This is a genomic window from Cobetia sp. AM6 (assembly GCF_009617955.1).
GTDB lineage: Bacteria > Pseudomonadota > Gammaproteobacteria > Pseudomonadales > Halomonadaceae > Cobetia > Cobetia amphilecti.
This window is the reverse complement of record NZ_AP021868.1, coordinates 3,787,026-3,811,730: the sequence shown is the minus strand read 5'-3', so window position 1 is coordinate 3,811,730 and position 24,705 is coordinate 3,787,026. Positions and strand designations below refer to the sequence as shown.

The window sequence follows — 24,705 nt, the reverse complement described above, 5'->3', positions numbered from 1 at the left end:
GCGCTACCCTTGATTGAATCACTTCGACAGGCAGATCGCATTGGCGCTCTGCCTGTTGTCTTACGCCTCGAGATATCATGACCGACTCTGCCGACAGCCACGCCACCACGCCTTCTGCGCGCAAGCGTAAACCCGCCGATGATTTTCCGCCGCTGGTGATTCCCTATCAGGGGCAGTTGCTGGCCGGTATCGATGAGGTCGGGCGTGGGCCGCTGGTCGGCCCGGTGGTGGCGGCAGCGGTGATTCTGGACCCGAATGACCCCATCGAGGGCATCACGGACTCCAAGAAGCTCAGCGAGAAGAAGCGCCTGGCCCTCTACGAGCAGATTCGGGCCCGTGCCTGGGCGTGGGCGATCGCCGAGGCCACCAGCGACGAGATCGATGAGCTGAACATCTATCAGGCCACGCACCTGGCCATGCGGCGCGCCATCGATGCACTGGGCGTGCGCCCGGAATACCTGCTGGTGGATGGCAATCGCCTGCCGGGGCACGAGATTCCCGGCATGGCGGTGGTGAAGGGCGACCTGCGCCACGCCGCCATCGGCGCGGCCTCGATTCTGGCCAAGGTGCATCGCGACGCCCAGATGGCGGCGCTGGATTCACGCTTCCCCGCCTATGGCTTCGCGCGTCACAAGGGCTACCCGACCCGCGAGCATCAGGCCGCCATCGAGGAACATGGCATCCTCACCCTGCATCGCAAGAGCTTCGGGCCGGTCAAGCGGCTGTTCATGTCGGGGCACGTGCCACAGGCCGTGCCACCGGACGCGCTGATCGCGCTTCCGGCCCCGCAGGCAGCGACGCCAGAGCCGAGCGCGATGTTGAGCGATGCAAGCGAGACGAGCCAGCAGCCCACGGCAAAAAAGCCGCCAGCCGTGGTCTGACTGATGCCAGTGAGACCACGGCATCCCCGTCAGTCGAGCCTGCCCGGGCGGATGCTGCGCCTTCAGGTGCTATGCCTTCAGACGATGGCGCTGACAGGCTATCCTTGAAGCCCGAGCCCGAGCCCGAGCCCGAGGCCGAGGCCGAGGCCGAGCCCGAGCCCGAGGCCGAGCCTTCAGCCTCGCAGCCGCCGGCGGCACCCGCAGCGACGACAGTACCCGCCGCAACCGAATCCTTCATCGTCACGCCGACTTCACGAGCCGATTCCATGACCACGCCCTTTGTTCACCTGCGCGTTCACACCGAGTTCTCCCTCGTCGATGGTCTGCCCGGCGTCAAGCCGCTGATCAAGGCGACCGCCGCGGCGGGCCAGCCGGCTGTCGCGGTGACTGACGAGGCCAACCTGTTCGGGCTGGTCAAGTTCTACTCCAATGCGCGCGCTGCCGGCATCAAGCCGATCATCGGGGCCGACATGTGGCTGATCAATCCCCAGGATGCCACGCGCCCGTATCGCCTCACGCTGCTGGCGATGAACGACACCGGCTATCGCAACCTCACCGAGCTGATCTCGCGCGGCTGGACCGATGGCCAGAAGCAGGACCGCGCCTACCTCGAGAAACAGTGGATCTTCGAGCAGGCCGAGGGCTTGATCGTGCTGTCCGGTGGCCGTGAAGGCGAGATCGGCCGTCATCTGCTGTCGGACCACGAAGACAGCGCCCGGGCGCTGCTCGGTGAATGGAAGGCGGTGTTCGGGGATCGCTTCTATCTGGAGCTGACCCGCACCCAGCGTCAGTACGAGGAAGAGTGCCTGCACCTGTCGGTGGCGCTGGCCGAGGCCACCGATACGCCGGTGGTCGCCACCAATGATGTGCGCTTCCTCAAGCGGGAGGACTACTGGGCCCACGAGACGCGCGTCTCCATCGGCGAAGGCAAGGCGCTGGATGACCCGCGGCGCGAGACCCGCTACAGCGATGAGCAGTACCTGAAGAGCGCCGAGGAGATGAGCGATCTGTTCTCCGACATTCCCGAAGCGCTTGAGAACAGTGTGCTGATCGCGGCGCGCTGCTCGGTGACCGTGCAGCTGGGCACCTACTTCCTGCCCGAGTTCCCGGTGCCGGAAGGCATGACGATGGACCAGTTCTTCCGCAAGGTCTCGCATGATGGCCTGACGGAGCGCCTCGACAAGCTGTATCCCCACGCCAAGCATCCGCGCGACAGCGAGGCCTGGGCCGAGATCGAGCAGCGCTACCGCACGCGGCTGGACTTCGAGCTCGACATCATCCTGCAGATGGGCTTCCCCGGTTACTTCCTGATCGTCATGGACTTCATCCAGTGGGGCAAGGACAACGGCGTGCCGGTCGGTCCGGGGCGTGGTTCCGGTGCCGGCTCGCTGGTGGCCTACGCCCAGAAGATCACCGATCTGGACCCGCTGGAATATGACCTGCTGTTCGAGCGCTTCCTGAACCCGGAGCGTGTCTCCATGCCCGACTTTGACGTCGATTTCTGCATGGAGAAGCGTGACCGCGTGATCGATTACGTGGCCGAGCGCTACGGGCGCAACGCGGTCTCGCAGATCGTCACCTTCGGCACCATGGCCGCCAAGGCCGTGGTGCGTGACGTGGCGCGTGCCCAGGGCAAGCCCTACTCGCTGGGTGACAAGCTCTCCAAGCTGATTCCCTTCGAGGTCGGCATCACGCTCGAGAAGGCCATCGAGCAGGAGCCGCAGCTCAAGGAATTCATCGACAACGACGAGGAAGCCCAGGAAATCTGGGAGATGGCGCTCAAGCTCGAGGGCACCACGCGCGGCACCGGCAAGCACGCCGGGGGCGTTGTGATCGCGCCGACCAAGCTGACCGACTTCGCGCCGCTGCTGTGTGATGAAGACGGCAGCGGTCTGGTGGTCCAGTTCGACAAGAACGACGTCGAGGAGGCCGGGCTGGTCAAGTTCGACTTCCTGGGTCTGCGCACCCTGACCATCATCGACTGGGCGACCGAGATGGTCGACAAGATCCGTGAGCGGGAAGGGCTGGCGCCGCTGGATATCGATGATATCCCGCTGGATGACGCCAAGACCTTCGACATGCTGCAGAAGGCGGAGACGACGGCCGTCTTCCAGCTGGAATCCCGCGGCATGAAGGAGCTGATCAAGAAGCTCAAGCCCGACTGTCTGGAAGACATGATCGCCCTGGTGGCCCTGTTCCGTCCCGGCCCGCTGCAGTCCGGCATGGTGGATGACTTCATCAACCGCAAGCACGGTCGTTCCGAAGTGTCTTATCCACACCCGGATTACCAGCATGAGCTGCTCAAGCCGGTACTGGAGCCGACCTACGGCATCATCCTGTACCAGGAGCAGGTCATGCAGATCGCGCAGGTGCTGGCCGGCTATACGCTGGGTCAGGCCGACATGCTGCGCCGCGCGATGGGCAAGAAGAAGCCGGAAGAGATGGCCAAGCAGCGCGCCGGCTTCATGGAAGGCTGTGCGGGCAAGGGCATCGACAAGGACCTGGCCGGCAACATCTTCGACCTGGTGGAGAAATTCGCCGGTTACGGCTTCAACAAGTCGCACTCGGCGGCCTATGGTCTCGTCTCCTACCAGACCGGCTGGCTGAAGGCGCACTATCCGGGGCCGTTCATGGCCGCGGTAATCTCGACCGAGATGCAGACCATCGAGAAGGTGGTGCCGCTGATCGAGGAGTGCCGTCATATCGGTCTGACGGTCACGCCGCCGGATGTGAACATCGGCGGCTACAAGTTCACCGTCGACCTGGAAGGGCGCGTCGTCTACGGCCTGGGCGCCATCCGTGGCGTCGGCGAGGGCCCGATCGATGCCATCGTCAGTGCGCGCGCCGAGGGTGGCCCGTTCAGCGACATCTTCGACTTCTGCAAGCGTATCGACGCCAAGAAGATCAACAAGCGCACCCTGGAAGCGCTGATCCGCTCCGGCGCGCTGGACAACATCGGCCCGTCGCGTGCGGTACTGATGCTGGCGGTGGAGGATGCGCTCAAGGCCGCCTCCCAGAATCACGCCAACAATGATGTCGGCATCACCGACATGTTCGGCGACGCCTTCAGCGAGCCGGAAACCGATGTCTACGCCGGCTATCGCAAGGCGCGCGAGTGGACCGACAAGGAGCGCCTCACCGGCGAGAAGGACACGCTGGGGCTCTATCTGACCGGCCATCCCATCGATGAGTATGAGGGTGAGCTCAAGCGCTTCATCAATGCACGCATCAGTGACCTCAAGCCGTCGCGTGAGCCGCAGCGCATCGCCGGGCTGGTGATCGCCATGCGCACCATGAAGTCCAAGCGAGGCGACACCATGGCCTTCGTGACCCTGGATGACCGCACCGGACGCATCGAGGCCTCGATGTTCGGTGAGCTCTACGATCAGGTGCGCAACAAGCTGGTACCTGACAGCGTGGTGATCGTCGAGGGCGAGGTCAGCCAGGATGACTATTCCGGTGGTCTGCGTCTGCGCGGCAAGGACGTCACGCCGATCATCGATGCGCGGGCGCGCTTCGGTGAGGCGGTCGAGATGAGCATCGCCGCCGAGGACATCGGCGGTCGCTTCACCCAGCAGCTGACCACCTTGCTGACGCCGCATCTGGCCAGCGAAGGCCTGCCGATGCGCCTGCGTTATCGCAATGCCGCGGCGGAGGCCTGGCTGGAGCTGGGCGAGCAATGGCGCGTTGCGCCCAGTGATGAGTTGTTGATCCAGCTGGGTGAGGTGGAAGGCCAGCGCGGTGTGCGCCTCAAGTACCGTGACTGAGGTGCTGGCCCGCAGGATGGTGCCTGCCTCGCCAAGCGGCGGGGCAGGCGCAGCACCGAGATGAGTGGCGTGGGCGCAGAGTTAATCCACGCCTAACAGGCGGGCAAGGTTTGCACCTGTCGAACAGGGTGCGATAATGCCTGTCCATCTTTTCCGTACCCAATTCCATGCCGACTGTGACCGCCGCGAGCCACAGATCGCCTGAGCGTGTGCTCAGGGGGAGTGACCCGGCCGACTCGCTTTCCTGGCTGCCCGAGACGACGAACGAAACGCCTTATGAATCCCAATTATCTGGACTTTGAACAGCCGATCGCCGAGCTGCAGGCCAAGATCGAGGAACTCCGTCTGGTCGGTAACGACTCCCAGGTCAACCTGTCTGACGAGATCGCTCGCCTGCAGGAAAAGAGCACCAAGCTCACCGAGTCCATCTTCAAGGACCTCGGCGCCTGGCAGGTATCTCAGCTGGCACGTCACCCGCAGCGCCCGTATACCCTCGACTACCTCGAGAATCTGTTCACGGATTTCGATGAGCTGCACGGCGACCGCCACTACGCGGACGATGAAGCGCTGGTCGGCGGTATCGCGCGTCTCGACGACAAGCCGGTGATGGTGATCGGTCACCAGAAAGGCCGCGACGTGAAGGAAAAGGTGCGTCGCAACTTCGGCATGCCGCGTCCGGAAGGCTACCGCAAGGCCTGCCGTCTGATGGAAATGGCCGAGCGTTTCAAGATGCCGATCCTGACCTTCATCGACACCCCGGGTGCCTATCCGGGCATCGGTGCCGAGGAGCGCGGTCAGTCCGAGGCCATCGCCTACAACCTGGCGGTGATGTCTCGCCTGAAGACTCCGATCATCTCCACCGTCATCGGTGAGGGTGGTTCCGGCGGCGCACTGGCCATCGGCGTGTGTGACGAGCTGAACATGCTGCAGTACTCCACCTACTCGGTGATCTCGCCGGAAGGTTGCGCCTCCATCCTGTGGAAGAGCGCCGAGCGTGCCGCCGATGCCGCTGATGCGATGGGCATCACTGCCTCGCGCCTCAAGGAGCTGGGCTTCGTCGACAACCTGATCAAGGAGCCGCTGGGTGGCGCGCACCGCAACCCGCAGTCCGCTGCCGACAGCATCAAGGCTGCGCTGGGCGAAGGTCTGGAGCGTCTTGGCGCCCTGGATACCGATGCCCTGCTGGAGCGTCGTTACCAGCGCCTGATGAGCTACGGCGCCCCGGCATGATCCCGGTGCCTCTCGCGTGATGCGCGATCGGCTCATGCCCGCGTGACCAGGACGCCTCCGGATTCTTCCGGGGGCGTTCTTGCGTTCAGGGTCGGCGTTTTCTTCTCCACTTCCTTTTCTCCTCCACTTCCTTCATCCCTTCGTGACAGGAGCCCGACATGTCTCTGTCCCCTTCACTGGCTTCGCTGTGCCTGCGTGCTCAACCGCTGAGCGAGATGGCGGAGTCGCGCGCACTCGTCGCCGTGCGCGAGGCGCTCGAGGCCAGCGATGCCAGGCGCACGGTGTGGATCGCGCTCTCGGGCGGGCTGGATTCGGTAATGCTGGCGCGGCTGGCGGCACGCGCGGTCAAGGACTGCCCGCGTCGACTGCGGTTGGTGCATGTTCATCACGGCCTGCAGGCAGCCAACGATGATTTCGAGCAGCTGGCGCGCAGGCTGGCCTCGCGTCTCGGGCTACCGCTGAGCGTGCGTCATCTGGCGCTGGCGGAGACAGCACTCAAGTCGCGAGGACTGGAGGCGGCAGCGCGCGAAGGGCGGCTGGCGGCACTGAGCGCCTGTCTGGTGGCGGGGGATAGCCTGTGGCTGGCGCAGCATCAGGATGATCAGGCCGAGACGCTGTTGCTCAACGCATTGCGTGGCAGTGGCGGGCGCGGGCTGGCGGCCATGCCGCCTGAGAGGGCGCTGGCCGTGGGCGAGGCGTCCCCCGGGCGAGGCCTGATCGCCCATGAGCGGGCACGACTACTCCGGCCGCTGTTGGGCATCCCGCGCCATGAAATCCAGACATTGGCGCGCCAGCAGGGCTTGCAGGCTGGTCACGACTGGTGCGAAGACCCCAGCAATGTCGATCAGCAGTTTGATCGCAACTACCTGCGCCACAGTGTCGTGCCGCTGCTGCAGGCGCGCTGGCCGCAGGCCGTGGCCAGCCTGGCGCGTTCGGCGCAGCAGTTGCAGGAAGAGCAGTCACTGCTTGATGAGCTGGCGGCCGAGCTGCTGGCGAAGGTTCAGGTGTCAGGCGCGGAGTGCCTGGCTCAGAGACAAGGACAGGAGCAGGGGCAGGGTCTGAATCAGAGACTTAATCAGGGTCTGGATCAGGGGCGGGAGCAAGAGACGCAGCTGTCACTGGCGGAGCTGGCAGGCCTGAGTGAGTCACGTCAGCGGCTGGTCCTGCGCCATCTATGCCAGTCGCGTGGCTGGCCGGTGCCGCCGCGGGGTCGCTTGATGAGCCTGCAGCAGTTGATCGCCGTGCCCCCCGTCTCGGTGGCCGAGGTACGCTGGGCCAATGCCGAATATGCTGTCAGCGTGCGCGCGTGGCGCGGCCAGCTGTGGTGGCAGGTGTCAGATACCGTTATTGAGCAGGGTGTGTGTCATCGACAAGGCGATACCGGCTACGCGAGAAGTGGTCGCCAACCCGGCGGGACGCCTTCCTCTGAGTGGGATGCTGAGGCGCGCAAGGCATGGCGGGCGCTGGGAAGGGATGAGCAGCATGTTGCCTTCACCTCACGTCAGCCGGGAGATGTACTGCGAGTGGCAGGGCGGGGGCGGCGCGATCTCAAGCGCTTGCTGCAGGAAGCCGATATCCCGCCGTGGCAGCGTGACCAGTTGCGTGTGGCACGCATGCACGACGGGACTGTCGCGGGGCTATGGCATCCCTCGCGGGGCTGGTGGCTACTGGCCGCACTCAAAAAGCAGTGAGGCCAGCGAGCGGTCTCGCCGATGTCTTGCGCTGTGCTCGCTCAGGCATCGGCCAGTGTCAGTGTCATGCCGGCGGCTTTCTGCAGCTCGCTTTCCTGACTGAGGTCATCGTTGATCAGGCTGTGATCGCGATACTCCTCGGTCAGATTGAGCGTCAGGTCGTCGCCTTCGGCGCTGAGATGCATGCCGAGCACCGGCGCTTCCGAGCGTGAATGGTTGAGCATCACCGCCATGCGCAGCAGACGTGCCAGACGCGCTAGACGCGGTTGCTGCGGCTCCGGCAGCGCCGCCAGTTCGTTCTTGGGGAACTTGCGACGGTGGGCGCGGACCAGGAAGGCCAGCGCGCGCTGTTCCGGACGCGAGAAGCCGAGCAGGTCGGAATGCTCGAGCAGGTAGGCGCCATGGCGATGGAACTGGCTGTGGGAAATCGCCTGGCCGACTTCGTGGAGGTCAGCGGCCCAGCTCAGCAGCTGACGTGACGTCGCCCCCAGCGCCCAGTCGCCGGCGACCTGATCGAGCAGCTGCAGGGCGGTGTCGCGCACATTGCTGGCGTGGCGGGTATCGATGCCGTAACGACGCTGCAGCGACTCGATGGCCGACAGACGCGAATCCTCCGGCGTGTTGCGCCCGATCAGATCGAACAGTACGCCTTCACGCAGCGCGCCGTCGGAGTAACGCATCTGCTCCAGTCCCAGTGCCTCGAAGACACCGCACAGGATGGCGATGCCCGCCGGGAAGACGGTGGCGCGATCGCTCTTCAGGCCCGGCAGGCTGACTTTGTCGAGGCGCTTGAACTCCAGCAGTGCCGCGCGCAGCTTGTGCAGCCCTTCACGTGTGACCACGCCATGTGGGGCCCAGCCGTGCGCTTCCAGCACGTTGGCAGCGGCCTTGATGGTGCCCGAGGAGCCGACCGGGTCATCCCAGCCCATCTCGCGATAGGTGCGCTGGATGCTGGCCAGTTCCGAGCGTGCGGCCAGCTCGGCGCGGCGCATGCGTTTCTCGCTGATCTCGCCATCCTGGAAGAAGGCCTTGGTATAGGCGACGCAGCCCATGTGCAGGCTTTCCAGCAGCTGGGGCTCGAACTGCTCACCGATGATGAACTCGGTGGAACCACCGCCGATATCGACGATCAGGCGCTTGCCGTGCACATCGGCCAGTGCATGCGCCGCGCCCAGATAGATCAGGCGGGCTTCTTCGCGCCCGGCGATGATCTCGATGGGATGCCCCAACAGGGCCTCGGCACGCTCGATCAGTTCTTCACTGTTATGCGCGGCGCGCAGGGCGTTGGTGCCCACGACCCGCAGATGGTCGGCCTCGATGTCATCGATGAAGGGCGCGAACTGGGCGAGGCAGTTGAGGGCGCGCTCCATGGCTTCTTCGCTGAGCATGCCGTCTTCGTCCAGTCCTGCCGCCAGCTGGACCTTCTCACCCTGCTTGGCCACGACCTGCAGCTGCCCCGCCTGGTGGTTGGCCAGCAGCAGGTGGAAGCTGTTGGAACCCAGATCGATGGCGGCCAGCTTCAGCAGCGGGGCCTCATTGCCGGCACTGCCTTCATCAGAGGCGGTGGGTTGCGGGTGCTGGGAGGGTGCTGATTCACTCAAGGGCGGAGTCCTTTACGGCGGGTCATTCATGGCAGGCATCATGCACTGCCTCCTTCACGCCAACTCCTGCGACGGCTTCCTTGCGTAGCGACCATGGCGCAATGAAGTTGTCGTGAGCGTGGGCGGTCACCGGACGCGAGCCTGCTGCGGAAAGATGACGCTGGCAGCAGGTCGCGGCGGCGACTCTCGCAAGATTGCGGCGACTGGCCAGAGGTGTCAAACCGGTGGCACACACGGCGCCATCACCACGAGGGGCTGGCGGCACATTCAGCGCATGGGGCATGCTATTCTAGCGGCGTGATATGACAGAACGACGAAGTCGCGGGTCATCATCACGCTCAATGAGTCGCAAGCCATCACGCAGCACAATCAGCAAGACCAACCGGGTCTGGGAGATAACGTCGCGATGAGCGAACGTGTGGTACCGATTGCAGAAAGGGACTTCGAATCCGTGGTGCTGGAGAGCGAGCATCCGGTGCTGGTGGATTTCTGGGCTTCCTGGTGCGGGCCGTGCAAGAGCGTGGCACCGACACTGGAATCCCTGGCCGAGGAATACGAAGGGCAGCTCAAGATCGTCAAGGTCGATGTCGATGAAGCCCCTGAACTCGCCGCCCGCTTCGGCGTGCGCGGTGTGCCGACATTGATGCTGTTTGTGGGCGGCAATGTCGAAGCCAGCAAGGTGGGCGCCATGCCGCGCGCGCAACTGGCAGCCTTTCTGGATGCCAATCTGTGAATCGGGCCTTGCCGCCGTCGGGTGCCTTGAGCCGTCAGTGAAAGCGCCACGTCAGCGGCGGCTATTGCAGCGCTGGCTGGCCGGTGGTGAGCGCTTCAGGCAGCGCCGGGAGCGCCACCAGGCCGCCGGGGCTTGCGTTCAGGGGCCGGCTTGACTACCATCGAGGCGTTCGCCTGATTACACGCTCTCTGATTGCGTCATGTCGACCGTCCCACGGTCCCCCAGTTGTCAGCCAGCCCTCTGGTAATGCTGCCCGCGACACGCCGGCCAGCCACCAGGCGATTCATACCGCTAGATTCCATATCGAGAAGACTTTTCTGTCAGGAAGCATGACGCTCCGTGTCCATTCGACCGGTCCGTCGTCGCTGGACATCCGTAGCTCGACACTCCGTTGCTGAATTCGTTGTTCGGCCGTGGTGAGTGATCTTTCCTGAACTTTTGGCACCTGTCTTCATCCAGCTCAGGCGCTTGCCTCCGGGAATGCTGTCGAGTTCTGTCTGCACCTTTGCAGTGCCGGTCCTTGCCTTCTGCCCGTCTTCTCGATTCCCTTCTTATCTATCAGCCCTGCTGACCTGAGCCACGTTCAAACAAAGCCGATGAATCTTACCCAACTCAAGCAAAATACTGTCCCCGAACTGCTGGAACTTGCCCAGACGATGGGCATCGATAATCTGGCACGTTCGCGCAAGCAGGACATCATCTTCGCCATCCTCAAGAAGCACGCGAAAAGCGGTGAGGACATCTACGGCGACGGCGTTCTGGAAATCCTGCAGGACGGCTTCGGCTTCCTTCGCAGTGCAGACTCTTCCTACCTCGCGGGCCCTGATGACATCTACGTTTCACCGTCCCAGATCCGTCGCTTCAATCTGCGCAAGGGCGACACCATCTCCGGCAAGATTCGTCCGCCGAAGGAAGGGGAGCGTTACTTCGCGCTGCTCAAGGTCAATCAGATCAACTTTGACCGCCCCGAGAATGCCAAGCACAAGATCCTGTTCGAGAACCTGACGCCGCTGTTCCCGCAGTCGCGCCTGCTGATGGAAATCGGCAACGGTTCCACCGAAGACATCACCTCGCGCATCCTTGATCTGACCGCACCGATCGGCAAGGGCCAGCGTGGCCTGATCGTCTCGCCGCCCAAGGCGGGCAAGACGATGATGCTGCAGAACATCGCCGCCTCCATCACGCGCAACAACCCCGAATGTCACCTCATCGTGCTGCTGATCGATGAGCGTCCCGAGGAAGTCACCGAGATGTCGCGCACCGTGCGTGGCGAAGTCGTGGCCTCCACCTTCGATGAGCCGCCGGCCCGTCACGTCCAGGTCGCCGAGATGGTGATCGAGAAGGCCAAGCGTCTGGTCGAGCACAAGAAGGATGTCGTCATCCTGCTCGATTCCGTGACCCGTCTGGCGCGTGCCTACAACACCGTGGTGCCGTCTTCCGGCAAGGTGCTGACCGGTGGTGTCGACGCTCACGCGCTCGAGAAGCCGAAGCGCTTCTTCGGTGCCGCGCGTAACATCGAAGAAGGCGGCAGCCTGACCATCCTCGCCACGGCGCTGGTCGATACCGGTTCCAAGATGGACGAAGTCATCTTCGAGGAATTCAAGGGCACCGGTAACATGGAGGCTCACCTCGACCGCAAGCTGGCCGAGCGTCGTGTCTTCCCGGCTCTCAACATCCGTCGCTCCGGCACGCGTCGTGAAGACCTGATCGCGTCCGAGGATGAAATGCAGCGCATGTGGATCCTGCGCAAGCTGCTCAACCCGATGGAAGATGTGGCGGCCACCGAGTTCCTGATCGATCGCCTGAAAGATACCAAGACCAATCTCGAGTTCTTCGAGGCCATGAAGCGCCGCTGATCGACACTGGCCCAGCCGGTTGGCTTGCCATGTGCTTGCCAGGACGCCCACTTCCCGCCCGGGAAGTGGGCGTCTTGCGTTGCTGACCTGCCGAGTGCCGGCTGGCAATGGTATGCTCGGGGCTTGATCAAGCCGAGCGGAAACTCCCATGCAGTATCGAGACTTACGCGATTTCATCGCGGCGCTGGAAGAGAAGGGCGAACTCAAGCGCATTCGTGCCGAGGTGGACCCCTATCTGGAGATGACCGAGATCTGCGATCGCACCCTGAAGGCGGGTGGTCCGGCGTTGCTGTTCGAGAACGTCAAGGGCCACAGCATGCCGGTGCTGGGCAATCTGTTCGGCACGCCGCGGCGCGTGGCGCTGGGCATGGGGCAGGAGTCCGTCGAGGCCTTGCGCGAAGTCGGCGAGCTGCTGGCCTTCCTCAAGGAGCCTGAGCCGCCCAAGGGCTTCCGGGACGCCTGGGACAAGCTGCCGATCTTCAAGCAGGTGATGAGCATGGGGCCGAAGAAGGTCAAGCGTGCGCCCTGTCAGGAGATCGTGCTGGAAGGGGATGAGGTCGATCTCGACATGATTCCGATCCAGCACTGCTGGCCTGGGGATGCCGCACCGTTGGTGACCTGGCCGCTGGTGATCACGCGCGGTCCGCACAAGGAGCGCCAGAACCTCGGCATCTATCGTCAGCAGAAGCTCGGCAAGAATCGCCTGATCATGCGCTGGCTGGCACACCGTGGCGGCGCACTGGACTTCCGCGAGTGGCAGAAGGCCCATCCGGGCGAGCCCTTCCCGGTCGCGGTGGCACTGGGTGCTGATCCGGCCACCATCCTCGGCGCTGTCACGCCGGTACCGGATTCACTCTCCGAGTATGCCTTTGCCGGTCTGCTGCGCGGCTCGCGCACCGAGCTGGTCAAATGCGGCCTGTCGGATCTCGAAGTCCCGGCCAGCGCCGAGATCATCCTGGAAGGCTATCTGTATCCGGATGACGTGGCGCCGGAAGGCCCCTACGGTGATCACACCGGCTATTACAACGAGGTGGAGACCTTCCCCGTCTTCACCATCGAGCGCATCACCCATCGGCGCGACCCGATCTATCACTCCACCTATACCGGGCGTCCGCCGGATGAGCCGGCGATTCTCGGCCTGGCGCTCAATGAAGTCTTCGTGCCGATTCTGCGCAAGCAGTTCCCGGAGATCGTCGACTTCTATCTGCCGCCGGAAGGCTGCTCCTACCGCATGGCGGTGGTGACGATGAAGAAGCAGTACCCCGGCCACGCCAAGCGCGTGATGATGGGGGTCTGGAGCTTCCTGCGTCAGTTCATGTACACCAAGTTCGTGATCGTGCTGGATGATGATGTCGATGCCCGCAAGTGGGAAGATGTCATCTGGGCCATCACCACGCGCATGGACCCGAGCCGTGATACCGTTCTGGTCGACAATACGCCGATCGATTATCTGGACTTCGCCTCGCCAACGGCGGGTCTTGGCTCCAAGATGGGCATGGACGCGACCAACAAGTGGCCCGGCGAGACGGACCGCGAGTGGGGCGAGCCCATCGTGATGAGCGAAGAGATCACATCCCGTGTCGATGAACGCTGGGACAGTCTGGGCATTCTGGACTGATTCCGCGACAGACCATCAACACCCATGCATTTACCCTGTCGTTGCGCGGCGCGCTGGCGGCAGGCATCAGATAACAAGAGGATACGATGACGGCGCGGACCCTGACCTGTCATGTCGAGAGTGTGGAAGATCTGACCCCGGACGTGTTTCGTGTGCGCTTCGCCGCACGTCCCGAGGCCCTGGCGCACGCGCCGGGCCAGTATCTCGAGATGAAGCTCGATGACACCACCTGGGTACCGTTCTCCATCGCCAATGCCGCCAGTGATGATGGCGTGCTCGAGCTGCATATCCAGCATTGGCCGGAGCGCAGCAATTCCGCGCGTCTGCGCAGCCTGCTGGTCGCGGCCAATCAACTTGAGCTGCGTCTGCCCAGTGGCGAGTGCGTGCTGGACCTCGACGACCCCAGCCCCATCGTGCTGATCTGTGCCGGCACCGGGTTCTCGCAGATGCACGCCATGCTGCAGGCGGCGTTTGCACGTGGCCTGACCCAGCCCATCGAGCTGTGGTGGGCGGCGCGTGAGCGGCGCGATCTGTACCTGGAGAGCGCGGCGCTCAACTGGGCCGCCAGTCAGCCCAACTTCCGTTATTTCCCGGTGCTGGAAGAAGCGCCGGAAGTCGGTGATGCCCACCATCGCGCGCTGGAAGCGGCCGGTGTCGAGGCCGCTTTCAATGGCCATCTGGGACGTATCGACGAGGCGCTGCGCAAGCACGCGGGCAGCATGGCGGGCAAGCGCGTCTATCTGTCCGGCTCGCCGGGCATGGTCTATGCCTGTGTCGATGCGCTGACGCCATTGGGTGTCGAGGCCAGCGCGCTGAGCTCCGATGTGTTCAGCTATGCGCCACGCGAGCCGCTGCTGGACCCGGCGCTGGTCTCTGCCTGAAGCAGCCTGACATTGCCTGAAGCAGCCTGACATTGCCTGAAGGAGTCGAGTGAATGAGTCAGTCCCCGATACTGATCACCGGTGGCGCGCAGCGTCTGGGGCGCTATTGTGCCGAGCGACTGATCGATGATGGTCATCCGGTCATCATCAGTTATCGACGCGAGCGGGAAGAGCTCGACGCCCTGCGTGCGCTGGGCATTCGCACCGTGCAGGCGGATTTCTCCAGCGAGGCAGGCATCCAGGCCTTCATCGCGGCGATTCGTGAGCTGACTCCGACATTGCGGGCGATCGTGCACAATGCCGGCGACTGGGCGCCGGATGGCGACGGCGAGGGGCAGGGCGAGCTGTTCGAGCACCTGTTCCGTGTCCACATGCAGGCGCCGTACCTGATCAATCTGGCGCTGCGCGATCTGCTGGAAGCCGGAGTCGAGACGCAGGCGGACATCGTCCACATGAGTGACTTCGTGGTCCAGAAGGGCTCGCGCAAGCATGCGGCCTACGCGGCCAGCAAGGCGGGACTCGAGAACCTGACCTTGTCGTTCGCGTCGATGTTCGCGCCACGCATCCAGGTCAACACCATCGCGCCGGCGCTGATCATGCTGCGCCCGGACGATGATGATGACTATGCCGAGCGTGCGCGCGCCAAGTCGTTGATGCAGCAGGTACCGGGGCCTGGCGTCATCTGGCAGGCGCTGCGCTACCTGCTGGATAGTCCCTATGTCACGGGCACGACCCTGCCGGTGGATGGTGGCCGCCACCTGCGCTGATAGCTCCTGTCAGTGGTCTTTCGGCCATCGCTTTCGACTTCCGAGGCATGACATTCGAGACCTGAGCACTGCACAAAAAAGCCCCCGCTTTTCAGCGGGGGCTTTTTTTCGTTGCTGCGACCGTTGTTGCGATCGTTGTTGCGATCATTGCTACGACATCCTGCACTAGCGAAGCGCTTACAGGATGTGGCGGCCTTCGACCGGCGTCAGCTGACCCTTCTTGAGGGTCGGCCCCATCTGGTTGCCGGAGGGAGCGCCCTGCGGGCTTTCCAGCGTGATCACCAGGTCGCTGTCGGGGAAGGCGGCCAGATACTCCTTGGGCACCTCGACCTTCATGGTGCCGGAGTGCGGCAGGATGCCCAGTGACATCGGCTCCTTGCCATCCTTGGCCATCAGCCACAGCTCGCAGACCTTGCCGGGGGCCGGCGCTTCGGGCCTGACGGCCTGCACCATCATCTCGCCCGAGTGGGAGGCGTTGACGATCCAGCCGGGGCTGCTGTCAGAGTTGTTGACCACGAACACGTAGTCGCTCTCCATGCCCGCGTTGTGCCCCAGGCTGAAGGTCAGGGTGACCGCCAGCGCCAGGCTGAACGCCGTGGCGGTCATGCCCTGCCACAGGCCCAGGCGACGCCACCAGGGCTGACGGGCGGTGCCCGTCGCCTCGGCGATGCCTTGCCAGACATGGGCTGGTGGCGTGACGGGGGGGAGCTGTTCATTGAACACGTTGAGATGCTCGCGCCAGCGCTCCACATCACGTTGCAGGTCGTGGCTGACGGCCAGCAGTGACTCGAATGCCGCGCGCTCGTCGCGTGTCAATGTGCCGAGCGCATATTCGCCCGCTGCGGCTTCGCGCAGTTCCGGGTCGCTCAGATCAAATGACTCATGCATGTCTTCAACCTCTCGAGTCCACGACGGACCCAGCTCTTGACGGTGCCCAAGGGCTGGTCCAGTTGATTGGCCAGATCCTGGTGGGTGAGGCCTTCGAAGTAGGCCAGTTCCAGGGCGCGGCGTTGATCGTCATTCAGCTCGGCCAGGCACTGGTGGAGTTCACCACTGTGCTGGGCCAGGTCGACATCTGCCTCGATATCACTCCGCCCCGGCATGGCGGCGATCAATTCATCGCTGTCATGCTCGCTGGGTCGCTGTCGACGTATCCAGTCGATGGCGATGTTGCGGGTCATGGTGCCGAGCCAGGTCATCGGGCGGGCGCGGCCGGCGTCATACTGGGCGGCGGCGGCCCATACCCGGATGTAGACCTGCTGAAGACAATCCTGCGCGGATGCCTCATGTCTCAAGATACGCAGCAACTGAGCGTATAGATGCGCACTGGTCGCTCGATAGAGCTGATCCAGTGCCTTGGCATCCTGCCGGGCGCATCCCGACAGATACTCAATCAGTGCATCATTTCGGGAATCCTGCATGCATGCATTCCAAGCTGTGGGCGCGGTGTCAGGCACCGCTGGACGAATGCGCGTTGCCGATCATGTTGCTCGACAACCAAAGATTATACTGATGCCTCTTCAGGCTGATAGCCCTTCTTTATGCGTGCGGGCAACGGTTTGTTGCCGGTTCACGCTTGCGCAGGACGATCTGGAGTGCAAGGATAGGCCTATCACCATTTTCATTGTCACTACTGGATACCGGCCCGACCCATGAATCAGACCACCAGCCACCGCCCGTTCACTGTCGCTGCCTGCCCTTCGGGCCAGGTCGTGACGGCGGCGTGTGCGGCCGGCTATTGGTATTGGTTTACACAGGGGCGCGCCTGAGGTTACGGCGCGCCTGTCTCGTACGGGCTGCCACCACCTTGAAGAACCCCCGGTCGCAGCCACGGCCGGGGGTTCTTGCGTTTCGGGCCTTGCGAAATCCATGACGAGAGGCATGTCACCCTAACGTGCCGACAATGATTGCAGCATGAATGACGAGAGGAATGACCATGCGCACCACTATCCTGACTACCCGCTTTTCTCTTGCCTCCGCTCGGGTCGTGCATGGTTATTGGCGCTGGCGATTTAGCGGCGTCCTGCCTCTTTCCGCTGTCACCGCGGGGCAGGGCGAGCAACACCGGGGTGACGATTCGCGAAGTCCCTGTCTGTCAGAATGAATATTGCGTGATGGAGCCAAGGCTTCATCACAGGAGAGAAGACCATGAACGCCAGCCTTGAACGCGTGTTGACCGCCAACCCGCACACTGCCGACGCTACTGCTGACCCCTTGACTGCCGAGAACGCCACCGTGACCCGCTCTGATGCCGCCCAGACACCGACCACACCCGGACGCATCAGTCGTGAAGCCCTGCCCAGCGCCAGCGAATTGCGCGAGCAGCTGCCGGTGGACGCCGACCTGGCCGGCCAGATTCGCCAGCATCGCGATGAGATCAACGCTATTCTCGCCGGCGACGATGATCGTCTGCTGGTGGTGGTCGGGCCGTGCTCCATCCATGATCTCAAGGCCGCGCGTGAGTACGCCCAGCGCCTGGCGGTGATCGAGCCGCAGGTGCGTGATCGCCTCAAGCTGGTGATGCGTGTCTATGTCGAGAAGCCGCGCACCACGGTGGGCTGGAAGGGGCTGGCCTATGATCCGCATCTGGATGGCAGCGATGACATGGCCACCGGCCTGCGTCAGGCACGCGAGCTGATGCGCGAGATCAACCAGCTGGGCCTGCCGGTGGCGACGGAGCTGCTGCAGCCGCTGACCGCCGCCTACCTGGAAGACCTGCTCGGCTGGGCGGCCATCGGCGCCCGTACCACCGAGTCGCAGATCCATCGCGAGATGGCCTCCGGCCTCGGCTGTGCGGTGGGCTTCAAGAACGGCACTGACGGAGGCGTCGAGGTCGCCGTGCAGGCCATCGGGGCGGCGGCGCATGGGCATCGCCATTTCGGCATGGATGACAGCGGACGTCCGGCGCTGATCGAGACCGCGGGTAACCCGCATACCCATGTGGTGCTGCGTGGCGGCCATGGCCAGCCCAACTATGACGCTGCCTCGGTGGCCGCCTGCCGGCGTGAGCTGGAAGGCGCTGGCCTGACGCCGCGCCTGATGGTCGATTGCAGCCACGCCAATTCCCGCAAGGACCACCGCCGCCAGAGCGAAGTGATGCTGGATGTGCTCTCTCAGCGTCTGGCGGGGGATGATGCCTTGATCGGCGTGATGCTCGAAAGTCACCTCAATGAAGGCAAGCAGGCCTTGCCGGCAGCGGAGAAGCTCTCCCAGCTGCGTCATGGCGTGTCCGTCACCGATGCATGCCTTGGCTGGGAAACCACCGAGCACCTGCTGAGCCTGGCCGCCGAGCGCCTGCGCGAGGCCTGAGATCAGGCGCCAGACTCGCGCCTCGATGGGAGGATGACGTCGCGCTTGCCTGATGTTTGCTGAATTTGTCGGCTTGTCCTGAAGTCCCCAGCGCCCAACGGTCGAAAGCCCGTTGGGCGCTGTCGTCTCTTGCCTTTGTTGCCCGTTCGTCACGGAATTGTCATCGGGCTCGCGTATCACTCTTGTTGCCTTCGGCATGCCCTCAAGGGGCATGCCTGAACAGAACAACCCGAAACCTGACTACGGGGAAGCGACATGAGCAAGGAAATCGAAGACCATCGCCTGCTTAATCCCAGCAGCAACGAGACGTTCTCATCCGTCATCGAACGACACATCTCGCGTCGTCGTGTCTTGCAGGGCGGCCTGGGCATGGCGGCTGCCAGCATGCTGGGTGGTTTCGGTCTTGCGGGGCTGAGCACCACGGCCAACGCCGCCAGCAGTGCTGCGGGCGAGAAGACGGCTCTGGCACTGGCCTTCGAATCGATCAAGGGTTCACGCACGGATGCAGTCGTGGTTCCCAAGGGGTATACCGCACAGGTGCTGGCGCCGTGGGGCACGCCGCTCAATGCCAAGGCACCCAAGTGGAGCAAGGATTTGGCGATGACGCCGGAGATCCAGCTCAACACCGTCGGCATGCATCACGATGGCATGCACAACTTCGCCTTGAGCGACGACACGGCCTCCAGCAACTTCCTGCTGGTCATGAACAACGAATACATCGATCAGGATGCTCTGTGGGCACCCAAGGGCGGTGCGACCAACGCGGATTCCGGCAAGCGTCCGGCCGATGAAGTGCGCACCGAGATCAATGCCCACGGCGTGACCATCGTCGAGGTCAAGAAGGCCAGCAACGGCAAGTGGGAAGTGGTGGGCGATTCGCGCTACAACCGCCGCTACACCAGCGCCAGCGAAATGAAGCTGAGCGGCCCGGTGGCGGGCAGCGATTACGTCAAGACGGCCTTCTCGCCGGATGGCATGCGCACCCGTGGTACCAACAACAACTGCGCCAACGGCTACACCCCGTGGGGCACCTACCTGACCTGCGAAGAGAACTGGCCGGGTTACTTCGTCAAGCGCAGCGATCGCCAGCTCGATGACAACCGCATCGGCATCGAGACCGAGCGTGGCCGCTATGGCTGGGAAACCGCCGCCGGGGATGCCAGTGAAGTCGATGGCGAGTTCGCGCGTTTCGACAACACGCCGACGGCAGACAGCGCCGACAAGGATTACCGCAACGAACCGCGGACCTTCGGCTATATCGTCGAGATCGACCCCTACACCGGCGAGCAGGCCATCAAGCGCACCGCGCTGGGCCGCTTCCGTCACGAAGGTTGCTGGCCGGGCAAGCTGGTCGAGGGTGAGCCGGTGGTCTTCTACTCCGGTCACGATTCGCGCAACGAGTACATCTACAAGTTCGTGTCGGACGCCAAGTGGGACGCCGCTGATGCCCGTGGCGCCGGTGACTTCAAGGACCGCCTGGCGATCGGCGACAAGTACCTGGACAAGGGCACGCTGTATGTCGCCCAGTTCTCCGCCGATGGCACCGGCACGTGGCTCAAGCTGACGCCGGACGCCGTGACCAAGGATGGTCGCACCCTGGCTGAGGCACTGGGACTGGCGGCCGATGACCTGGCTGGCATCATCATCCACACCACCGATGCGGCTGACCTGATGGGCGCGACCCCGATGGACCGTCCGGAGTGGGGCGCGGTGGACCCGGTGTCCGGTGAGGTCTACATGACGCTGACCAACAACTCCAAGCGCACCGAGGAAGGCACTGACGCCGCCTTCACCAACGATGGCACCGCCATCGAGGAGCCGGGTGTCGGTTACAAGACCGCGCCGACCAACGCGGCCAATCCGCGTGGCAACAACGAAGCGGGTCAGATCATCCGCTGGCGTGAAGCGGGCGATCACAAGGCCTTCGATTGGGAGATATTCGTGTTCGGCGCAGCGGCCAGCGATGCCGACAACCTGTCCGGCCTGACCGAGATGAACGAGTTCGCCAGTCCCGATGGCCTCTACTTCGATGGCCGCGAAGGTCAGGACAGCATCCTGTGGATCCAGACGGACAATGGCTACGAAGGCATCACCGAGGTCACCAATGACCAGCTGCTGGCGGTCGTGCCGGCAGGACTCGAGCAGGCCGAGGGTGACGCGGCCGTGATCGGTGCCGACAACCAGGCGCAGCTCAAGCGCTTCGCGGTGGGCCCGAACGGTTGTGAAGTCACCGGGATCTTCACCACCCCGGACAAGACCGCGATGTTCATCAACATCCAGCACCCGGCCAACTGGCCGCAGAGCGATGACGCCACCGCCGCGACCGATGGCAGTGTGCGTGCCCGCGCCGCGACCGTGGTCATCCAGCGCGAAGACGGCGGCCAGATCGGCGTCTGATGAAAGCCGCGCGTCAGGTGTGAACGCGAAGCCCCCGTATCGATGATACGGGGGCTTTTTCATGCGCCTGAACCTGGCCCCGCTTCGCCTGAGGACGCTAGTCGACCAATGGGGTGGAGAGGGAGCCAACGACAACGGCCCCCACGCAAGCGTGAGGGCCGAGAGTCCATGAGCTTTGTTCTGTCCTGACCTCGTCGAGCGCGATCAGGCCTTGGCGGCATAGGCGAACAGCAGGGTTTCCTGCACGCTGATCGGTTCCGCGTCGCCGGCATCCAGCTGGGTGTAGTGGCCATCGCTTTCCAGACGCCAGCTCTGGCAGTTGTCGACCAGATAGGTGTCCAGGTCCTTGCGGATACGCTGGGCCAGCTTCTTGTCGAGCAGCGGGAAGCAGGTCTCGACGCGGTGGAACATGTTGCGCTCCATGTAATCCGCGCTGGAGCACCAGGTTTCCGGCTGACCGGCATTGTGGAAGTGGAAGGTGCGCGTGTGCTCGAGGAAGCGACCGATCACCGAGCGTACGCGGATGTTGTCGGAAATCCCCGGCACGCCCGGGCGCAGACAGCAGACGCCGCGGATGATCAGGTCACACTGCACGCCAGCCCGCGAGGCGCGGTAGAGGGCTCGAATCAGCTTGGGCTCGGTAAGTGAATTGCATTTGATGATGATGTGGGCGCGCTTGCCTTTCTCGGCGTTGCGCGCTTCACGGTCGATCATCTCCACCATGCGCTCATGCAGCGTGAAGGGCGCGTGCAGCAGCTTCTCGATATTGCGCTGCTTGCCCATGCCGGTCAGTTGCTGGAAGACCTTGTGGACGTCCTCGCAAAGTGTCTCGTTGGCGGTCAGCAGGCTGTAATCGGTATACAGACGCGCCGTCTTGGCATGGTAGTTACCGGTGCCCAGGTGCGCGTAGTGACGCAGTTCGCCGTGTTCACGTCGCACGATATGCAGCATCTTGGCATGGGTCTTGTAGGCCATCACGCCGTAGATGACGATGGCGCCGGCTTCCTGCAGGCGTGAGGCCAGCTGCAGGTTGTCGGCCTCGTCGAAGCGCGCCCGCAGCTCGATCACCACGGTGATCTCCTTGCCCTGACGTGCGGCTTCCACCAGTGAGGAGACGATGTTGGAGTCGGCGCCGGTGCGATAGAGGGTCTGCTTGATGGCCAGCACGTTCGGGTCACGCGCCGCCTCGGCGAGCAGGTTCTCGACCGGGGAGAAGGACTGGAAGGGGTGATGCAGCAGGATGTCCTCGCGACGGATCGCATCGAACAGGCTGTTGTCGCCCTTGAGTGCCTTGGGGATGCCCGGAGTGAACGGGGCGTAGAGCAGGTCCTCGCGGCCGACGTCGCCGATGACTTCCATCAGGCGGTTGAGGTTGACCGGGCCCTTGACCTGATAGAGGTCACGCGTTTCCAGATCGAACTGCTTGAGCAGGAAGGTGTAGAGCGCTTCCGGGCAGTTGTCGGCCACCTCGAGACGCACCCCGTCGCCGTAGCGGCGTGCCAGCAGCTCGCCACGCAGCGCGGAGGCCAGGTCGGAGACATCCTCGGCATCCACCGAGAGATCGGCGTTGCGGGTCAGGCGGAACTGATAGCAGCCCTTGATCTTCATGCCCGGGAACAGCTCCTGGGCGTGAGCGTGAATCATCGAGGACAGGAAGACGTATTCGGTGTACCCCTGCTCGACGAGGCCATCCGGGATGCGGATCAGACGCGGCAGCGAGCGCGGGGCCGGCAGGATGGCCAGGCCACCTTCACGACCGAAGGCATCCTTGCCTTCCAGCTCGACGATGAAGTTGAGGCTCTTGTTGACCAGGCGCGGGAACGGGTGCGACGGGTCGAGACCGATCGGGCTGATGACCGGCTGGATCTCTTCCTCGAAGTAATCGCGCACCCAGGCCTTCTGGGCATCGTTCCACTGATTGCGGCGACGGAAGCGGATGTGCTGCTCTTCCAGCGCGGGGATCAGGTCCTCGTTGAGCATGCGGTACTGGCGTTCGACCTGCTCATGCGTGATGCGGGAGACCTCATCGAGCACCTTGCTCGGCAGCATGCCGTCACAGCCGGGGTCGGTGCGATCGAAGGCGATCTGATGCTTGAGACCCGCCACGCGAATCTCGAAGAACTCGTCCATGTTGGACGTGAAGATCAGCAGGAACATCAAGCGGTTGAGCAGCGGATGCGAGGTATCCTTGGCCTGCTCGAGTACGCGGATGTTGAACTGCAGGTTGGACAGCTCGCGATTGAAGTACAGCGCCGGATCAGCGAGATCAGCCTCGGGGGAGGGGGTGGCCTTGGCATGGATACCGGTACGCGTCCGGTTGACGCGCAGGGGCAGCGGTTCCTGAGCCGGCGGCTCATCCGCCGCCAGCTCGATCTCGCCTTCCCGTGGGGTGGATGCTGCCTTGGGGGCAGCATCCTTGTCGCGACTGTCAGCGACTTCCGGCAGGGTCGCCGTGTTGTTGTCGGTGTCTTGCTTGGGCGTCTGTTCCATCATCAACTCCATGATCCCGGTCAGCCGCATCCGCAATGGCCGGGGTTGTCAAAGGCGGTTTTTCTGCGCCAGCAATTCGGCCGCCTGGCGAGCAAAATAGGTGAGGATGCCGTCGGCACCCGCACGCTTGAAGCACATCAGCGACTCGAGAATGACCTTGTCGGCATCCAGCCAACCGTTTTGGAAAGCCGCCATGTGCATGGCGTACTCACCGCTGACCTGATAGGCGAAGGTCGGCACTTCCAGCTCGCGCTTCACACGCGTTACCACATCAAGATAGGGCATGCCCGGCTTGACCATCACCATGTCCGCACCTTCGGTGATATCCATGGCCACTTCGTGCAGCGCTTCATCGCTGTTGGCGGGGTCCATCTGGTAGGTCTGCTTGTCGGCCTTGCCCAGATTGCCGCTCGAACCGAGCGCGTCACGGAACGGGCCGTAGTAGTTGGAGGCGTACTTGGCCGAGTAGGCCATGATGCGCGTGTTGATCAGGCCTTCCTGTTCCAGCATGGCGCGGATGGAGCCGATGCGGCCATCCATCATGTCGGAGGGCGCGATGACATCGGCACCGGCTTCCGCGTGTGACAGCGCCTGCTTGATCAAGGTCTCGACGGTGCGGTCGTTGAGCACGTAGCCGTCTTCGTCGAGGATGCCGTCCTGACCGTGAACGGTGTAGGGGTCGAGCGCGACATCCGTGATGACGCCCAGCTCCGGCAGCGCTTCCTTCAAGGCGCGCACGCAACGCTGCACCAGGCCGTTGGCATTGTAGGATTCTTCGGCATACAGCGTCTTGGCCTCGGCATCGACCACCGGGAAGAGCGCGATGGCCGGCACGCCCAGTGCGTGGACGGCGCGGCATTCTTCGACCATGAGGTCGATGGACAGGCGTTCGACGCCCGGCATGCTGGGCACGGCTTCACGACGCTGGGAGCCTTCGAGAACGAAGACCGGCAGGATCAGATCATCGGCCGTCAGCTGATTTTCACGCATCAGGCGGCGAGAGAAGTCGTCCTTGCGCATACGGCGCATACGAGTCGCAGGAAACTGGCGCGGGGTACGTTGGCTCAAGAAATGCTCTCCGGGTCGGGTGGTCCGCTCCCGTGATGGTCGCAGGCAGTCTAGGTCTATAATATTTCATTAATATTACAGTGATGCCAGCGGTCATGGGGCAAGGCCGGTCACGTGAGGTGCCAGCAGGGGCTGAACATGACGACAAGGCGTCTTTCGGGCGACGAGAAGGCCTGGCTTGCGGCCTGCAAGTGGGTGGCCCGTGGCGGGAGCCGTCGTCCCTGTGGCAGGGTCAATTGAGTATATCAGCGTTGACTTGTGGCCACAGGTGCAGGAGATGTGTCGCGGTGTCGCGCCTCATGCACGGCCCTGATGGGGCGGGTGTGGGGCCTGACAGACCCCGCCGGACAACCGCGGCAAGCCTCCGGCACCAGAGCCTTGATGACATGCGAGTGGATGAGGAGCAGCACTTGAGT

General features: G+C 63.6%; 16 protein-coding genes and 1 pseudogene. 11 read left to right on the top strand and 6 right to left on the bottom strand.

Annotated features, from left to right (window positions below; all coding sequences use genetic code 11):
- Window positions 1–77: 77 nt before the first annotated feature.
- The 4 genes and pseudogenes from rnhB to tilS all read left to right on the top strand — a co-directional run.
- Window positions 78–722: pseudogene (gene rnhB, locus CLAM6_RS15870) on the top strand (ribonuclease HII); the annotation flags it as partial.
- Window positions 723–1,147: 425 nt separating this feature from the next.
- Window positions 1,148–4,648, top strand: a complete 3,501-nt coding sequence (gene dnaE, locus CLAM6_RS15865) for a DNA polymerase III subunit alpha (RefSeq protein WP_153636998.1) — start codon at window positions 1,148–1,150, stop codon at window positions 4,646–4,648.
- A gap of 276 nt (window positions 4,649–4,924) precedes the next feature.
- A complete protein-coding gene (accA, locus tag CLAM6_RS15860) occupies window positions 4,925–5,878 on the top strand; it encodes an acetyl-CoA carboxylase carboxyl transferase subunit alpha (RefSeq protein ID WP_043333001.1) in 954 nt (317 codons plus the stop codon).
- A 158-nt stretch (window positions 5,879–6,036) separates the two neighbouring features.
- The gene (gene tilS, locus CLAM6_RS15855; RefSeq protein ID WP_153636604.1) at window positions 6,037–7,569 is read left to right on the top strand and encodes a tRNA lysidine(34) synthetase TilS; all 1,533 of its coding nucleotides are present in this window, start codon (window positions 6,037–6,039) and stop codon (window positions 7,567–7,569) included.
- Window positions 7,570–7,610: 41 nt separating this feature from the next.
- Here the strand turns inward: tilS and ppx are convergent, their stop codons facing one another.
- Entirely contained in the window at window positions 7,611–9,170 is a 1,560-nt protein-coding gene (gene ppx, locus CLAM6_RS15850) for an exopolyphosphatase (protein ID WP_441303500.1), read from the bottom strand.
- Window positions 9,171–9,192: 22 nt separating this feature from the next.
- A complete protein-coding gene (locus tag CLAM6_RS15845; RefSeq protein WP_153636603.1) occupies window positions 9,193–9,453 on the bottom strand; it encodes a hypothetical protein in 261 nt (86 codons plus the stop codon).
- Between the two features lie 123 nt (window positions 9,454–9,576).
- Between CLAM6_RS15845 and trxA the strand changes: the two genes are divergently transcribed.
- From trxA to folM, 5 genes are all read left to right on the top strand, one after another.
- Window positions 9,577–9,903, top strand: coding sequence for a thioredoxin (trxA, locus tag CLAM6_RS15840; protein ID WP_043332999.1), 327 nt, complete (start codon window positions 9,577–9,579; stop codon window positions 9,901–9,903).
- Between the two features lie 596 nt (window positions 9,904–10,499).
- The gene (gene rho, locus CLAM6_RS15835) at window positions 10,500–11,759 is read left to right on the top strand and encodes a transcription termination factor Rho (protein WP_043332997.1); all 1,260 of its coding nucleotides are present in this window, start codon (window positions 10,500–10,502) and stop codon (window positions 11,757–11,759) included.
- A gap of 148 nt (window positions 11,760–11,907) precedes the next feature.
- Entirely contained in the window at window positions 11,908–13,377 is a 1,470-nt protein-coding gene (gene ubiD / locus CLAM6_RS15830) for a 4-hydroxy-3-polyprenylbenzoate decarboxylase (RefSeq protein WP_153636602.1), read from the top strand.
- 86 nt (window positions 13,378–13,463) lie between these two features.
- Entirely contained in the window at window positions 13,464–14,258 is a 795-nt protein-coding gene (locus CLAM6_RS15825; protein ID WP_043332993.1) for an FAD-binding oxidoreductase, read from the top strand.
- A gap of 53 nt (window positions 14,259–14,311) precedes the next feature.
- Window positions 14,312–15,025, top strand: a complete 714-nt coding sequence (gene folM, locus CLAM6_RS15820; protein ID WP_043332992.1) for a dihydromonapterin reductase — start codon at window positions 14,312–14,314, stop codon at window positions 15,023–15,025.
- Between the two features lie 177 nt (window positions 15,026–15,202).
- On the opposite strand, the gene CLAM6_RS15815 is transcribed toward folM, so the two are convergent.
- Both CLAM6_RS15815 and CLAM6_RS15810 read right to left on the bottom strand, forming a co-directional pair.
- Window positions 15,203–15,913, bottom strand: coding sequence for an anti-sigma factor (locus CLAM6_RS15815; RefSeq protein ID WP_107335921.1), 711 nt, complete (start codon window positions 15,911–15,913; stop codon window positions 15,203–15,205).
- Window positions 15,892–16,446: a sigma-70 family RNA polymerase sigma factor gene (locus CLAM6_RS15810; protein WP_043332989.1), complete on the bottom strand. Its 555-nt coding sequence runs from the start codon at window positions 16,444–16,446 to the stop codon at window positions 15,892–15,894. The genes CLAM6_RS15815 and CLAM6_RS15810 overlap by 22 nt, the downstream gene beginning before the upstream one ends.
- A 727-nt stretch (window positions 16,447–17,173) precedes the next feature.
- On the opposite strand from CLAM6_RS15810, the gene CLAM6_RS15805 reads away from it, so the two are divergent.
- Complete coding sequence (locus CLAM6_RS15805) at window positions 17,174–18,334, top strand: 3-deoxy-7-phosphoheptulonate synthase (protein WP_153636601.1); 1,161 nt, start codon at window positions 17,174–17,176, stop codon at window positions 18,332–18,334.
- 255 nt (window positions 18,335–18,589) lie between these two features.
- Window positions 18,590–20,731, top strand: coding sequence for a PhoX family protein (locus tag CLAM6_RS15800; RefSeq protein ID WP_153636600.1), 2,142 nt, complete (start codon window positions 18,590–18,592; stop codon window positions 20,729–20,731).
- Window positions 20,732–20,935: 204 nt separating this feature from the next.
- On the opposite strand, the gene ppk1 is transcribed toward CLAM6_RS15800, so the two are convergent.
- Both ppk1 and hemB read right to left on the bottom strand, forming a co-directional pair.
- Window positions 20,936–23,221, bottom strand: a complete 2,286-nt coding sequence (gene ppk1 / locus CLAM6_RS15795; protein WP_153636599.1) for a polyphosphate kinase 1 — start codon at window positions 23,219–23,221, stop codon at window positions 20,936–20,938.
- Window positions 23,222–23,269: 48 nt separating this feature from the next.
- Window positions 23,270–24,289, bottom strand: coding sequence for a porphobilinogen synthase (gene hemB, locus CLAM6_RS15790; RefSeq protein ID WP_153636598.1), 1,020 nt, complete (start codon window positions 24,287–24,289; stop codon window positions 23,270–23,272).
- Between the last annotated feature and the right edge of the window lie 416 nt (window positions 24,290–24,705).